This is a genomic window from Rugamonas apoptosis (genome assembly GCF_014042355.1).
GTDB lineage: Bacteria > Pseudomonadota > Gammaproteobacteria > Burkholderiales > Burkholderiaceae_D > Rugamonas > Rugamonas apoptosis.
Genome location: NZ_JACEZU010000005.1, coordinates 177,858 through 192,252 on the forward strand (window position 1 = coordinate 177,858; position 14,395 = coordinate 192,252).

Below are 14,395 nucleotides of genomic sequence, written 5' to 3' on the forward strand. Positions count from 1 at the left end.
AGAGTCCACACCATGTTCACCCGTATCCTCGTTCCCACCGACGGCTCCGAGCTGTCCGACCGCGCCGCCCACGCCGCCATCCAGTTCGCCCGCTCCTGCGGCGCCACAGTGGAAGTGCTGGCCGTCTGGCAGTCCTACCCTTATTCGCCGTACGCGGAATTTGGCGCCGTGCTGGACGTGGAAGCCTATGGCAAGCAGATGCTGGCCGAGGCCGAGCAGGCGGCCCAGCGCGTGGCCGACGACGCGGCCGAAATGGGTGTGCCCTGCACCGTGCACGTGGTGGACTCGTACACCCCGTACGAGGAAATCATCAAGGCGGTCGAACAGTATCAATGCGACCTGGTGTGCATGGCGACCCACGGCCGGCGCGGCATGGGCCAGCTGCTGCTGGGCAGCCAGACCCGCCTGGTCACCACCCATAGCACGGTGCCGGTGCTGGTCTACCGCTAACCCTTCATCAGTCCAGTGCCTTGCGGAAGCGCAGCACGGACACCGTCAACAGCACCGCGCCGATGGCGGCCAGCGCCGCCATCTGGGGCCACAGCACGTCCAGCCCCACGCCCTTGAGGAAGGTGCCGCGTATGATCACCAGGTAGTAGCGCAGCGGGTCGAGCAGCGTGATCCACTGCAGGAAGTGTGGCATGCTGGCGATGGGGAAGCTGAAGCCGGACAGGATGAACATCGGGTTCAGCACGAAGAAGTTGGAGGCGAACGCCTGCTGCTGGGTGGTGCAGATGGTGGAGATGAACAGCCCGATCGACAATATGCTGATCAGGAACAGACAGGTGGCGGCGAACAGTAGCCACGGATTGCCGACGAAGGGCACGTGGAACCAGAACATGCCCACCGCCGCCACCAGCCCCACCTGGATCAGTCCGATCAGGAAGAACGGCAAGGTCTTGCCGAGGATGAATTCGGCGGGCCGGATCGGCGTCACCAGTAACTGCTCCAGCGTCCCGACCTCGCGCTCGCGCACGATGGCGAACGCCGTCAGGTTGACGATGGTGATCAAGGTCAGCGTGCCGATCACACCGGGCACAAAGAACCAGCGGGAGTTCAGGTTGGGGTTGTACCAGTAGCGCTGGGCCACGTCGATGTGCACCAGCGGCCGCGCCAGCGCATGACCGGTGCGCTGGGCCAGGTCCAGCGCCATGGACTGGCCAAAGCTGTTGGCGATGTCGTTCACATAGCCCAGCGCGATCAGCGCCGTATTCGAATTGGTCCCATCCAGCAGCACCTGCAACGGCGCGCTCTGGCCTTTGCGCAGCAGTTGCGCGAAACCGGGCGGCACCACGATGCCCACCTGCGCCGAACTGCTGGCCACGGCCTGTTCCGCCTCGTCCCGCGTGCTGGCCACCGTGCTCAGTTCGAACCGGCTGCTGTGGACGAATGCCGCCACCAGTGCGCGGCTTTCCGGCGTGTGATCCTGGTCCACCATGGCTGTCGATACGTTGAACACTTCGAACGTGGCCGCATACCCGAACAGCAGCATCTGGATCATGGGCGGGATCAGCAAGCGAAAGCGGGCCGACTTGTCGCGCTTCAGTTGCAGGAATTCCTTGATCAGCAGTTGGGCGATACGGTACAGCATGGGTTCAGTCCAATGTCTTGCGGAAGGCACGCGCCGCCAGCACCACCAGCGCCACGGCGTAGGCGGCCAGGCAAGCCACGGGCACGGCCAGTTCGGCCAGGGTGGAGCCTTTGAGGAACACGGCCTTGAGGATGGTCACATAGTAGCGCGCGCTGACCAGATAAGTCACGTCCCGCACCACGGCCGGCATCTGGTCGATGGGGAAGGAAAACCCGGACAGCAACGTGGTGGGCAGCATGGTCAGCACCAGCGCCACCTGGCTGGCGCCCACCTGGCTGCGCAAGGCCACGGACACGCAGTATCCGATGCACAGCACCACGATCAGGAACAGCGCCGTGGTCAGCATCAGCGTGACGACGGTGCCCCGGAACGGCACCTGAAACCATCCCACGGCCAGCGCCAGGCAGATGGCCGCATCCAGCATGCCGACCACGAAATACGGCGCCAGCTTGCCGATCATGAGCTCCATCGGCTTGATGGGGGTGGATACCAGCAGCTCCATGGTGCCCCGTTCCCACTCGCGGGCGATGGTCAGCGACGTAAGCTGGGCGCCCACGATGGCCATCACCAGCGCCACCACGCCTGGGATGATGAAGTTGCGGCTTTCCAGCTCCTCGTTGAACCACACGCGGGCCTGCACCTGCACCGGGGTCTGGGTCTGGATGCGGCCGCCCTGGCGCTGGATGGCTTTCAACTGCACTTCGCTGGCGTAGCCGCCCACCACCAGCCGCGCGTAGTTGGCGGCGATGTTCGCCGTGTTGGAATCGGTGCCGTCCACCAGCAGCTGCACCGTGGCCGTGCCCTGATCGGCCAGGCTGCGCGTGAAGCCGGACGGGATCACCAGCGCCACCGTGCAGCGGCCGCCATCCAGTCCTCGTATCACATCCGCATGAGTGTTGGCCCTCACGGGCGGCTGGAAATAGCGCGAACTGGCGAAGCGGGCCAGCAGATCCTGGGTTTGCTGGCTGCCTTCCTGGTCGAAGGCGCAGATCGGGATCGCGTCCACATCCAGGTTCACGCCGTAACCGAGCATGAACATCTGCATCAACGGCAGCAGCAAGGCGATCATCAGGCTGCGCGGATCGCGCAAGACCTGCAAGGTTTCCTTGCGCGCGATGGCGACGATGCGGCGCAACTTCATGGCGCCGCTCCAGCCGCCCCTTGGCCGTTACGCGCACGCGACTGGCGCACCAGGTGGACAAACATGTCCTCCATGCCCGGTTCGATGGCACGGTAACGGGCGCCGGGCTGGCCGTTCTGCTCCAGCAAGGCGACGATGGCGTCGCCGTCGCGCGCGGCATCGTCCACCAGCAAGTGCAGCGCGTTGCCGAAAACGGCCGCATCATGCACGCCGGGCGCGCCGGACAGCAGCTCCAGCGCCGCGCCGGGATTCGCGCATTCCAGCTCCAGCAACGCGCCGCCGATCGACTGCTGCTTCAATTCATGGGGTGTGCCCAGCGCCACCAGCTTGCCCGATTCGATCATGGCAATGCGCATGCAGTATTCCGCCTCGTCCATGTAGTGGGTCGACACCAGGACGCTGACGCCGTCCGCGCTCAAGTCATGGATCAGGTTCCAGAACCGGCGCCGCGAACCGGGATCGACGCCGGACGTGGGTTCGTCCAGGAACAGCACGCGGGGCCGGTGCAGGATGGCGCAGCCCAGCGCGAGCCGCTGCTTCCAGCCGCCGGCCAGGGTAGCCACCAGCGCGCCTTCCCTGCCCTCCAGGCCCGCCATCCGCACCGCGTAGGCCACCCGTTCGTCGATGGCGTTACGCGCCACGCCGTAGATGCCGCCGAAGAAGCGCAGGTTCTCCGTCACGCTCAAATCGCCATACAACGAGAACTTCTGCGACATGTAGCCGATGCGCTGGCGCACGGCTTCCGGGTCTTTGGCGATGTCGATGCCGTCCACCACGGCCCGCCCGCCGCTGGGACGCAGCAGGCCGCACAGCACCCGGATCAGGGTCGATTTACCGGCGCCGTTGGGGCCGAGGAAGCCCATGATCTCGCCCCGGCCCACGTCGAAGCTGACGTCATCGAGCGCCCGGAAGGCGCCGAATTGCTTGCTCAGGCGGTCCACCTGGATGGCTGGCTGCTTGTCCGTCATGCTGTCCATCTTGCTGTCCATCATGCGGCCTTGTGCTTGCGTTCGAGCAGGGCCACGAACAGGTCTTCGATGGTGGGCTCGATCCGCTCCACAGGGCCGGCCGGAACGCCGGCCGCCTGCAATGCCTGCGCCAGCGGCGCGCCACTGGCCTGCGCATCGTCCACATGCACATGCACGCCGTCACCCACCAGCAGCACGCCGCGCACGCCCGCCACACGCTCGATGGCGGCGGCGGCCTCGCGCGGGCGCACGCTCGCCACGCGCACGATGGCGCCGGGCAGTTCGCGCTTGAGCTGCTGGGGTGTGTCGCAATACATCATGCTGCCCTCGTCGAACAGGGCCAGCCGGTCGCAGCGCTCGGCCTCGTCCAGATAAGCGGTGGAGATCACCATGGCCACCCCGGTGGCGCGCAGCGAATACAGGATCTGCCAGAACTCGCGCCGCGATACGGGATCGACGCCGGTGGTCGGCTCGTCCAGCAGCAGCACGCGCGGCGCATGCACCAGCGCGCAGGTGAGGCCCAGCTTCTGCTTCATGCCGCCCGACAGCTGGCCGGCCAGCCGCTGGCGGAACGGCAGCATCCGCGAAGCCGTCAGCAGTTGCACGGCCCGTTCCTGCCACAGCTTGCGCGGCACGTCGAACAGGTCGGCGAAGAAGCGGATGTTTTCGTCCACCGTCAGGTCGTCATACAGGCCGAAGCGCTGTGGCATGTAGCTCACGTGGCGCTTGGTGCGCTCGGGATCGGCCACCACGTCCACCTCGTCGATGCGGATGGCGCCGGCGTCGGCCCGCATCACGCTGGCCAGCATGCGCATGGTGGTGGTCTTGCCGGCGCCGTCCGGCCCCACCAGGCCGAAAATCTCGCCCGAACGCACGGAAAAGCTCACGTTGTCGACCGCCGTCAGCGCGCCGAAGCGCTTGCTCAGGCCGCGCACATCGAGCGCCAGTGCCTGCTGGCCGGGTGCTGCCGTCATGGCTGGGGCGGCGCCAGCACGGCATCGGCCGGCATGCCCGGCACGAACTGGCGGTCGCGGTTGTCGATATCGATCTTCACCCGGTACACCAACGTCACCCGTTCGGCGTGGGTTTCCACGCTGCGCGGCGTGAATTCCGCCTTGGCCGCGATGAACGACAGCTTGCCGTTGAAGCGCTTGCCGGGGAAGCTGTCGCTGCTAATCACCACTTGCTGCCCCAGCCGCACGCGGCCCAGGTCCGTTTCATTCAAATAGGCCCGCAACCACACATGATCGAGGTCGGCCAGCGTAATGACGGGCGTGCCGGGCGCCACCACTTCGCCCAATTCCGCCTGGCGCGTCAGCACCACGCCATCGAACGGCGCGACCAGCGTGGCGTAGCTGGCCATGATGCGGCTCAGTTGTTCCGTCTGTTCACCACTGTGGACGCCGGCCTGCGCCACCTTGACGCTGCGCTGCGCCACCTGCGCCAATGCGCGGTCGCGCTCCAGCTGCGCGCGCGCCTGCTTGAGCGCCGTGACCGCGTTATCGAGCGCCGCGTTGGCCAGGAAGCCTTGCCGCTGCAAGGCCTGGCTGCGTTCCAGGTCCAGCTTGCGCTGGGCCACGGTGGCTTCGTCCACCTCCACCGTCTTGCGGCTGGCGGCCACGTTTTCCTGCGCCATGTCGAGCTGGCTGCGCTGTACCGCCACGCCGGCCGCCGCCACTGCCACCTGCTGGTTCAACTCCTGCTGGTCCACCACGGCCAGCACCGTGCCCTTGCTCACCCATTGACCTTCGTTGAACGGCAGTTGCACCACGCGGGCCTGCAAGCCGTTAAAACTGAGCACGCTCTCGTGGGCTTCGATATTGCCCGACAGGTGGATGTCCTGCCCGCGATGTTCGCGGTGCCATTGCGGCAGCACGCCGCTGAAATACAACGCGGCCAGCGCCAACACGGCGCCGCTCGCGATCGTCAAATTTTTCTTGTTCATGAAGTCCGTTCTAATCCGTTCCCTGGTGTGCTGGTGGCGGCTTGGTAATCCCTGTGGTGCCGGCGGTCCTGCTGGCCCCGGTGGTCCTGTTCGTGCTGCGCTTGCGCTTCGGTGCTGTGGTGACGGCGGCCTTGCCCACGTCGGCCGCGAGGCGCGCCGGCCAGGGCATGGTCAGGCAGCGCAGCAACAGCGCTTCGAATTCCGTCCCGATGTGGTTGGCCAGTGCTTCAGGATCAGGCACCCGCTGCACATCGGCCACCACGCCCAGGTTGATCTGGCCCGCGTAACTGAGGATGCTGATACCGAGCCCGATGCCTCCCGACTGCGGCACCCAGAACACCTGGCGGGTTATCCGTTGGCCGCCCAGGTAGCGCGCTTCCGGCGCGCCGCGCACATTGGTGATGACGGCACTGGCATTGGCGGCCAGCGCCTGCACCAGCGTTTCCCGCAACCCGTCGGGCGCGGCGCCCATGCAGGCCAGGATGCCCAGCGCGACCGTCGCTTGCTGCGAATGCTTGAGCGCTTCCATCCGTTCATGTATCGCCCGTGTGCGGCGCAGCGCATCCGCCTCGCCCAGCGGCAGGCCCAGGAACACCAGCCCGAAATGGTTGCCCAGTTCCTGCACCGGACCGGGCGGACGCAGGTTGACGGGCACCAGGGCCCGCATTTCCACGCCGTCCACGGCATCGTCCTGGTCCAGCAGATAGCGGCGCAACGCCGCCGTCACGCACGACAGCAGCACATCATTGACGGAGCACGACAAGGCGCTGGCCACGGCCTTCACCTCGTCCAGCGACAGGCTGCGCGCGCTGGCCACCCGTTTCATCACGCCCAGCGGGCCTTTGAAGCGGGTGGGACAATCCGGTTCCATGGCGGCGACCACGGCCAGTTCCGTGGCCAGGTTGACGCCGCGGCGGGCGGCTGCCAGCGCATGATCGGGGTGGCCGCTCCAGTCGGCCGCCAGCGCGTAGGCCGTGCGGGCCAGCCGCACACCATCGCCGGCCAGTTCCGTCACCTGGCCCAGCATCTTTTCCCAGGCGGCCCGTGGCGGCGGGGTGCCGTCCAGGTCCGGCGACGGCAGCGCGTGGTGGTTGGCGCTGCTGTCGGTCAGCGCGCCCATCACATGCGCCAGCGCGAAACCGTCGCCATAGCAGTGGTGAATGCGCAACATCAGGGCGCTGTGGCTGGCGTCCACGTCGATCAGGTGCATCTGCCACATCGGTTTGCTGGGGTCCAGCGCCGTGCTGACCAGGTCCCCGGCCAGCTTGTCCAGCCCCCGCTGGCCCGCGCCGCGCGGCAGGGCGAGCTGGCGCACATGCCAGTCCAGGTCGAAGGCGGGGTCGGTTTCCCAATAAGCCTCGCCGCCCTCCCAGCCCACGCGCTGGCGGAAACGGTGGAAGCACAGCATGCGTTCCCGCACCACGGCCTTGAGGCGCACCAGGTCCAGCTTACCGGCGAACGTCATCAGGCCGCAGATCATCATCAAATTGGTGGGACGGTCCATGCGCAGCCACGCATGATCGACCACCGACAGCGTTTCGCGCTCAGTGGCCATGGCACTGGGGGGCGGCCACGTGGCCGTTGCCGGGTTGATGGGTCATCGCGTCTCTCCTCGTGGCGGTGTTGGGCCGGTGCGAATTCGCGTTCCGGTCTTGTCAAGTTGTCCGCACATGGTGGACTGATGAAAATGATATTGCATTGACCTGTATCAAATTCACAAATAGCAGCATATCTTACCAACACAACAATTTAGATCGCGCCGCGCATGATTTGCGTCACTTTGCGTCGCTTGCGGATACACTAACTTCGACAGGTGTATAAACTCTTTTCCCGCAGGAAATGAATGTGACCGACCAGCCGCCCAACCGTTCGCCGCTGCCCTCGCCCGCCAACCGCATCCCGCGCGCGTCGTGGTATTGGGCGGCCGGGTTGATGGCCATGTCGTTGTGGCTGTTGTTCGGCAACACGCCTCCCGGCGCGCCCCTGCCCTATAGTGAGTTCAAATCCCTGCTCCATGCGGGCAAATTGCACGACCTCTCTGTCAGCGAGCGACAGGTCAGCGGCGCGCTGGTGGACGGTCCACTCAACCCGCCCCTGAGCCAGCAACGGGCCGACGCCGTGCGCGCGGCCGCCAAGACCCACGCCGGTTTCACCACCCTGCGCGTGACCGATCCCGACCTCGTGAAAGACCTGGAAGCGGCGCACATCAGCTACACGGCCGAGGAGGAAAGCCACTTGCCGATGCTGCTGTCCTGGCTGGCGCCCGTTATCCTGTTGCTGCTGTTCTGGCGCCTGGCCATGCCGGCCGGCGGCGGCATCGGCGGCCTGATGGAGGTGGGCAAGAGCAAGGCGCGCGTCTACATGCAGAAGGATACCGGCATCACGTTCAAGGACATCGCCGGCATCGACGAGGCGCGCGATGAGTTGATGCTGATCGTGGAATTCCTCAAGCACCCCGAACGCTACCGGCGCCTGGGTGGGCGCATCCCCAAGGGCGTGCTGATCGTGGGCGCACCGGGCACCGGCAAGACCTTGCTGGCCAAGGCCGTCGCCGGCGAAGCGGGGGTGCCGTTCTTCTCGATCGGCGGTTCGGAATTCGTGGAGATGTTCGTCGGGGTGGGCGCGGCCCGCGTGCGCAACCTGTTCGAACAGGCGCAGCAACAGGCGCCGTGCATCATCTTCATCGATGAACTGGACGCGCTGGGCAAGGCGCGCGGCCTGGCTTCCATGGGCGGCCACCAGGAACACGAGCAGACCCTCAACCAGCTGCTGGTGGAGATGGACGGCTTCGACGCCAACACGGGCGTCATCATCATGGCTGCCACCAACCGCCCGGAAGTGCTGGACCCGGCCCTGCTGCGGCCCGGCCGCTTCGACCGCCACATCGCGCTGGACCGGCCGGACCTGAACGGCCGGCGCCAGATCCTCGACGTGCACGTCAAGCAGGTGAAGCTGGGCCCGGACGTGGACCTGGAGCGGCTGGCCGCCACCACGGCCGGTTTCGCGGGCGCCGACCTGGCCAACCTGGTCAACGAGGCGGCCCTGCATGCGGCCAACGCCGACAAGGACCAGATCGACATGAACGACTTCGAACAGTCGCTGGACCGCATCGTGGGCGGCATCGAGAAGAAGACGCGGGTGATGAACCGGACGGAAAAGGAAACCGTCGCCTACCACGAGTCTGGCCATGCGCTGGTGGCGGAACTGCGGCCCCATGCCGACCGGGTGGCCAAGATTTCCATCATCCCGCGCGGGGTGGCGGCGCTGGGCTACACCCAGCAAACGCCCACCGAGGACCGCTACCTGATGCGCTACAGCGAACTGCTGGAACGGCTCGATGTGCTGCTGGGCGGCCGGGTGGCCGAGGAACTGGTGTATGGCGACGTCTCCACCGGCGCCCAGAACGACCTGCAACGGGCCACCGAACTGGCGGTGCAGATGGTGAGCCAGTACGGCATGAGCAACCGGCTCGGTTTGGCCACTTATGAGCAATCGGGCCAGAACGGCTGGATCAACGGCATGGGCGGCATGCCCGGCGCGCGCAAGGGCTACAGCGAACGCACGGCCCGCATGATCGACGCCGAAGTGACCCAATTGCTGGCCGACGCGCGCACCCGTGTGCGTGCCACGCTGGAGCAGCACCGGCCCGTGCTCGACGCGCTGGCCAAGCGGCTGCTGGAAACGGAAGTGGTCGAACGAGCCACGCTGACGGCGCTGCTGGCCAGCGACGGCACGGACGCGGGCACCGCCCCGGCGCCTACAAGCGATCCAGGCAACGGTAGCCTTCCAGCGCCTCACGCCGGAACGGGTTGATCACACTGCTGGCCGTGAGGCTGTAGCTTAATTTGTGGCCATCGATGTCGTAACTGAGCTTGAAACGCTCGCCCTGCGGCGTCGGTTCCAGCGTGCCCTGGTCTATCATGCGCAGCCACGCCCATGCACCTTCCGTGCGCAGGCTGCGCCCGGCCGGCGTCGTTTCCAGCCGCACCAGGCCCGTGCCCTTGCCGCTGGGGACTTGCAGCGAGGCGGCGCGTACGGTGGCCGGCGCGCCGAACGGCACCGGCTGCCCATCGATTTCCAGGTTCACCTGGCTCAACGCCGGATCGGCGCTCACCAGCTTCAGGTCGAAGCGCATCGAGGCCTGCTTGCCGCCGCTGCCGAACCAGGCATCGCGCACCAGCGCCGCACGCTGGAAGGAATCGAGCACGTCCTGCGGAATGCCCAGCGTAACCTTGTCGCCGTTGGGCCGCCAGCGCCATTGGCGGGCGCCCATGTCCACGTAAGGCAGCAAATTCTGCTGGAAGAACTGGTCCACCAGCCCGCCCGGCGAGAAGAACTTGCCGAAATCGTCCTGCGTCACCTCCTGCGTGGCGCTGCGCACCAGCGGATAACGGCCGGCGATGGCCTGGCGGCAGAACTGGGCGGCGCTGGCCGTCCACAACGCGTTCAGGCGTTCACGCTCGCTGCCCATGGTCAGGCCGGCGCCGCCGCTGTCGATATTCTTGAGCATCTGGCCCAGTGGTGCGGCCTTGCCGTCCCCTTCCCGCTTCAACTTGGTCAACGCCTCGCCCGGCGGTGGCGGCTGGCCGGCCCGTTTGGCCGCCGCGGCGGCGTCGAAATACGTGGCCACGTCACGCAGCATGGCCAGCAGGTTGTCCAGCGGTGCGGGCGAACCGGCCACCATGCGGTGCAGGTCGTCGAAGTGGACATCGACCGGGATCTGCTGCGCGGCGGCGGCCGGGGCGCCGTCGCCATCGCCCATGCCCAGCACCCCTTCCAGCTTCTTCTTGTAGCTGTCGCTCTTGTCCTTGAGCGAGGCGAGCACGGACGATTCGGGCTTCTTGGCGGCACCGGCGGCCAGCGTCGTTTCGCGGGCGGCCGCCACCAGCACCTTGCGCAGCGGCGAATCGACGCTGGACAGCATGGCCGTCACGCGCGCCCCCTGGTCCAGCGTGGAGAACGGTACGATGCTGAGGTCCGCCAGATAGCGGTCCCATTCCGCGATGTAGTCGTTGTAGTACAACTGCAGCAGCGCGGCCCGGATCTGCTCATTGCCGGCCTTGCCCGTGACGGCTTCCTGGCGGTCCAGCACCCAGTTATCGCGGCTCACGTCATCCATCGCCTGTCCGCTCAATTCCAGGAATTTGGCATAACCTGCCACCGAGTACAGGCCCGGCACACCACGCGTGAGCGCCTCACCGCTGCGCCGTATCAGCACTTGCGGCGCGTCGCGCCCGCCGGCGGCGGTGGCGCTGAATTCCGGCAACTGGGCGCGGGCGACGGCCCGTTTCAGACCGTTGTACAGGCGCTGCTCCAGCGGCATGCGGGCCAGCGCCAGGCGCGTGTCGGCCACCAGTTGCGCATCCAGTTGCTGCGGCAGTTCGAAGCTGGGGTAGGCTTTCAGCAGCGCCGCCACGTGGCCCATCAACGCTTCACGCTGGGCCGGGCTGGCGTCGTTCATGTTGCGCAGCCAGTCCAGCTCCACCCAGCCGGCGATGGAAGCGGCGTCGTAATGGCGGGTGTCGCCCAGCATCAGGTACAGGCGCAGCACTTCGTAAAGGTAGTCGAGATTATTGGCGCTGCCGCGCCGCAGTTGCTGCTCCATGCGGTACACGATACGGGGCAGCAGCGTGGCGCGCAGCGTGCGCAGATACAGCGACTGGGCGCCGGCGCCGAGCTTGTCGCCCTGGTACAGGCCCAGCGTCATCAGCAGCGGCACGTCCTGGCCCTGGGCCGCGTAGCCGGCCGGGAGGTCGCGCACGGCGTCCAGCAGCGGCAAGGTCTGCGCGGCGCTGGTGTCCGGGGTGACGGCTTGCGCCAGCCTGGCGATTTCCGGCACCTTGTGGTCCACCTGGCTCACCAGGCTGCTGTTGCGGGCGTAGCTGGTGACCATGCCGGCCGTACCCAGCACCAGCACCAGCCCGATGGCAATCGTGGCGCCCCATTGCAGGCGGCGCCGCTGGCGCTCGAACTGGCGATTTACGCCGGCCACTTCGGCTTCGGCAAAGATCACTTCGCGCAGCAAACGGGTGAGGAAGTAACTGCGGCCGCTGGCGGCGTTGGCGGGCAGCACCTGCCGTTCCAGCCCGTAGGCGGCGGCCATGGCGCCCATCACGCGGTCGATCGGGTGGCCTTCCTGGGTGCCGCTGGTAAAGTAGACGCCCCGCAGCAAGGCCGCCGTTTCGTAGCGGGTGGACTGGAATACGTCCGTCAGGAAGGCTTGCAGCACGTCGCCTAGCCCGGCGAACTGCTGGGGGAAGCCGTATAACAGCGCGCGCCGCTGGATGTCGCGCTCACCCTGCATGCGTTGCAGCAGACGTGATTGCAGCTGCCGTTCCAGCGACTGGAATTCGGCCGGGAATGCGGCCAGCGACGCCATCACCTGTTCCGGTTCCACCAGCGGGAAGCTCATGCCCCACACCTGGCCCCGGTCCTCCTTGCCCATTTCGCCAAAGAACTCGGTGAAGCCGGCCAGCAGGTCGCACTTGGTGACCATCACGTAGATCGGGAAGCGCATGCCCAGCTGCTCGTGCAGGTCCTGGATGCGGGCCCGGATGGCCAGCGCCTGCTGTTTGCGGGCCGGTTCGCCCTGTTGCAGCAGGTCTGCCACGCTGACGGCCAGGATCACGCCGTTGATCGGGCGCCGCCGCCGGTGCTTGCGTAGTAATTGCAGGAAGCCGCGCCAGGCCGCCTGGTCCACTTCCTCGTGGCTGTCCTGGGTGGTGTAGCGGCCGGCCGTGTCGAGCAGCACCGCGTCATCCGTGAACCACCAGTCGCAATTGCGGGTGCCGCCCACGCCGCCAATGGCGGTCTTGCCCATCGCATCGGCCAGCGGGAAATTCAGGCCCGATTGCACCAGCGCCGTGGTCTTGCCCGCACCGGGCGCGCCCACGAACATATACCACGGCAGTTGGTACAGGTATTGGCCGCCGCGCCGGCCGCTGCTTTTGCGCAGGATCTCCATCGCCTCCTGCAAGCGCTTGCCCAGCAGCGTGACCTCGGCCTGCGATTCCTGCGCCTCCGGGCTGGGTGCCTGCTGCGCGCCCGCCACGCCGGCGGCCAGCTTGGCGTTGGCCATGCGGGCGGCGATCCATTTGTAGAGGAAGTAGCCGGCCCAGATCAGCAGCAGCAACATGATCCAGAACCAGCGCACCCCGCTGGACGCGAACGGCTCCTTGCCGTTGAAGGCCAGCAGCGGCCCTTCGAACCAGATCACCAGCGACAGCAGCAGTACGCCGATCAGCGACAGCGGCGCAGGCCGCAACAACCAGGAAAAGATACGCTTCATATCGTAGTATTCGTCCAGTTTTCGGTTGCGGGAATGTCAGGCCGAGGGCGGCGCGAGCAGCATGATCACCACACGCCGGTTGCGCGCGCGATTGGCGGCGCTGTCGTTGGGCGCCACCGGTTCCGTGTCGCCCCGCCCTTCAACGCTGTAGCGTTCCGGCGGGCCGGCCCGCTCGCCCAGCATGCGCGCCACAGTCGCGGCGCGGCCCTTGGACAGATCCCAGTTCGATGGGTAACGGGTGGTGAAGCCGGTGGTGTTGTCGGTATGGCCCACCACCTTGACCTTGCCATCGACCGGGCGCAGCGCATCGCCTATTTTTTGCAGCAGCGGGACAAAGCTGGGCGTCACTTCCGCGCTGCCGGGCGCGAACACGCCGTTACCCATCAACGTGATGATAGAGCGGTCCGGCAGCTCGCTCACGCTCACCAGGCCCTGCTCGATTTCCGGCGCCAGGAATTTCGCGACCCGGGCCGGCGCGGCGGGCGCCGGCAGCGGTGCGGCGGCGGCCGACTTCGGCCAGGCGGCGACGGCGATGCCGTGCAAACGCGCATGCACGGGCGTCGAGGCCCGGCTCAGGCTGAAGCTCAGGGCCATGTGCAGCAGCACCAGCACGGACAGCGCGATGGCAGCGACCACCCACACGGGCAGCATGCGCCACAACGCCTCGCCTTTACCGCCGGCCCCACGCCAGTGCAGCGACAGGGCCGGTTCGACGGCGCCACGCTGACGGCTGATCAATTCCAGCAGCCGTTCGCGCAGGATCTCCAATTGTCCCCTGCCGCCATCAAGCACGCGGTAGCGCCCTTCCAGGCCCAGCGAGAGGCACAGATACATCAGCTCCAGCACGTCGATGTGGACACCGGGTTCCTGGCACAGCTTCTGCAGCACCAGGAAGAACTTTTCGCCGCCCGAAGCTTCGTTATGAAACGTCACCAGCAGGCTGCGGCTCGACCACACGCCGCCGCTGCCCCATGGCGTGGCCGAAATGGTTTCGTCGAGGAAGGTGCACAGTGAATAACGGGCCACGGCGATGGCATCGACCGGCACCTGCCCCGCCTTGGCCGTCTGTTCGAAACTCTTGATGCCTGCCACCAGTTGCTGGCGCAAATGTTCCACCTGCGGATAGGCGGCCATGTGGCGAAGCGGCAGCACCAGGTCCAGCAAGGGACTGGCCGCCGCCACCAGTGGATTGAGGCCGTAGCCGCCGATCCGGGGAATGGCCGGCGCAGTTGCCGCGCCGCCGGGACCAGCAGACGGCATGGCCGCTTGCGCGGGGGGCACCTGCACGGTCGTCGCCTGCGAGGCCTCCCCCTGCGGCGCGGGCGCGGCGGCACCGCGCTTGCCACCGGGACTGGGAATCAGGATGGTACGCTCGTCGTCGGGCGACGGCTGCTGCGGATCGTTGGTACTCACAATGACATGACCTCCGGTTAGCGGATGACGGCATTACGTACGTTTAGTG

General features: G+C 66.9%; 10 protein-coding genes. 2 read left to right on the forward strand and 8 right to left on the reverse strand.

Annotation, left to right across the window (positions count from 1 at the left end):
- Nucleotides 1–12 precede the first annotated feature (12 nt).
- The gene (locus H3H39_RS11915) at nt 13–450 is read left to right on the forward strand and encodes a universal stress protein (RefSeq protein WP_182153597.1); all 438 of its coding nucleotides are present in this window, start codon (nt 13–15) and stop codon (nt 448–450) included.
- 7 nt (nt 451–457) lie between these two features.
- Here the strand turns inward: H3H39_RS11915 and H3H39_RS11920 are convergent, their stop codons facing one another.
- The 6 genes from H3H39_RS11920 to H3H39_RS11945 are packed head-to-tail and all read right to left on the reverse strand — an operon-like array spanning nt 458 to nt 7,200.
- A complete protein-coding gene (locus H3H39_RS11920) occupies nt 458–1,591 on the reverse strand; it encodes an ABC transporter permease (RefSeq protein WP_182153598.1) in 1,134 nt (377 codons plus the stop codon).
- A gap of 4 nt (nt 1,592–1,595) precedes the next feature.
- Nucleotides 1,596–2,732: an ABC transporter permease gene (locus H3H39_RS11925; RefSeq protein WP_182153599.1), complete on the reverse strand. Its 1,137-nt coding sequence runs from the start codon at nt 2,730–2,732 to the stop codon at nt 1,596–1,598.
- On the reverse strand, nt 2,729–3,724 hold the full coding sequence (locus H3H39_RS11930; protein WP_229217996.1) for an ABC transporter ATP-binding protein: 996 nt from the start codon (nt 3,722–3,724) through the stop codon (nt 2,729–2,731). Before H3H39_RS11930 ends, H3H39_RS11925 begins: the two co-directional genes overlap by 4 nt.
- Nucleotides 3,721–4,674 (reverse strand): ABC transporter ATP-binding protein, encoded by a 954-nt coding sequence (locus H3H39_RS11935; protein WP_182153600.1) that lies wholly within the window; start codon nt 4,672–4,674, stop codon nt 3,721–3,723. Before H3H39_RS11935 ends, H3H39_RS11930 begins: the two co-directional genes overlap by 4 nt.
- A complete protein-coding gene (locus tag H3H39_RS11940) occupies nt 4,671–5,645 on the reverse strand; it encodes an HlyD family secretion protein (RefSeq protein WP_182153601.1) in 975 nt (324 codons plus the stop codon). The genes H3H39_RS11935 and H3H39_RS11940 overlap by 4 nt, the downstream gene beginning before the upstream one ends.
- 10 nt (nt 5,646–5,655) lie before the next feature.
- Nucleotides 5,656–7,200, reverse strand: coding sequence for a WS/DGAT/MGAT family O-acyltransferase (locus H3H39_RS11945; RefSeq protein WP_182153602.1), 1,545 nt, complete (start codon nt 7,198–7,200; stop codon nt 5,656–5,658).
- Nucleotides 7,201–7,577: 377 nt separating this feature from the next.
- On the opposite strand from H3H39_RS11945, the gene ftsH reads away from it, so the two are divergent.
- Entirely contained in the window at nt 7,578–9,458 is a 1,881-nt protein-coding gene (gene ftsH / locus H3H39_RS11950; RefSeq protein WP_229218009.1) for an ATP-dependent zinc metalloprotease FtsH, read from the forward strand.
- Here ftsH and tssM read toward each other — a convergent pair.
- Both tssM and icmH read right to left on the reverse strand, forming a co-directional pair.
- On the reverse strand, nt 9,403–12,933 hold the full coding sequence (gene tssM / locus H3H39_RS11955) for a type VI secretion system membrane subunit TssM (protein WP_182153604.1): 3,531 nt from the start codon (nt 12,931–12,933) through the stop codon (nt 9,403–9,405). The genes ftsH and tssM overlap by 56 nt on opposite strands.
- Nucleotides 12,934–12,969: 36 nt before the next feature.
- Nucleotides 12,970–14,346 (reverse strand): type IVB secretion system protein IcmH/DotU, encoded by a 1,377-nt coding sequence (gene icmH, locus H3H39_RS11960; protein ID WP_182153605.1) that lies wholly within the window; start codon nt 14,344–14,346, stop codon nt 12,970–12,972.
- Between the last annotated feature and the right edge of the window lie 49 nt (nt 14,347–14,395).

Bases quoted from the DNA above. Each gene is read 5' to 3' on its own strand.
- H3H39_RS11915 (WP_182153597.1), top strand. From the start codon at position 13: ATGTTCACCCGTATCCTCGTTCCCACCGACGGCTCCGAGCTGTCCGAC.
- H3H39_RS11920 (WP_182153598.1), bottom strand. From the start codon at position 1,591: ATGCTGTACCGTATCGCCCAACTGCTGATCAAGGAATTCCTGCAACTG.
- H3H39_RS11925 (WP_182153599.1), bottom strand. From the start codon at position 2,732: ATGAAGTTGCGCCGCATCGTCGCCATCGCGCGCAAGGAAACCTTGCAG.
- H3H39_RS11930 (WP_229217996.1), bottom strand. From the start codon at position 3,724: ATGATGGACAGCAAGATGGACAGCATGACGGACAAGCAGCCAGCCATC.
- H3H39_RS11935 (WP_182153600.1), bottom strand. From the start codon at position 4,674: ATGACGGCAGCACCCGGCCAGCAGGCACTGGCGCTCGATGTGCGCGGC.
- H3H39_RS11940 (WP_182153601.1), bottom strand. From the start codon at position 5,645: ATGAACAAGAAAAATTTGACGATCGCGAGCGGCGCCGTGTTGGCGCTG.
- H3H39_RS11945 (WP_182153602.1), bottom strand. From the start codon at position 7,200: ATGGCCACTGAGCGCGAAACGCTGTCGGTGGTCGATCATGCGTGGCTG.
- ftsH (WP_229218009.1), top strand. From the start codon at position 7,578: ATGGCCATGTCGTTGTGGCTGTTGTTCGGCAACACGCCTCCCGGCGCG.
- tssM (WP_182153604.1), bottom strand. From the start codon at position 12,933: ATGAAGCGTATCTTTTCCTGGTTGTTGCGGCCTGCGCCGCTGTCGCTG.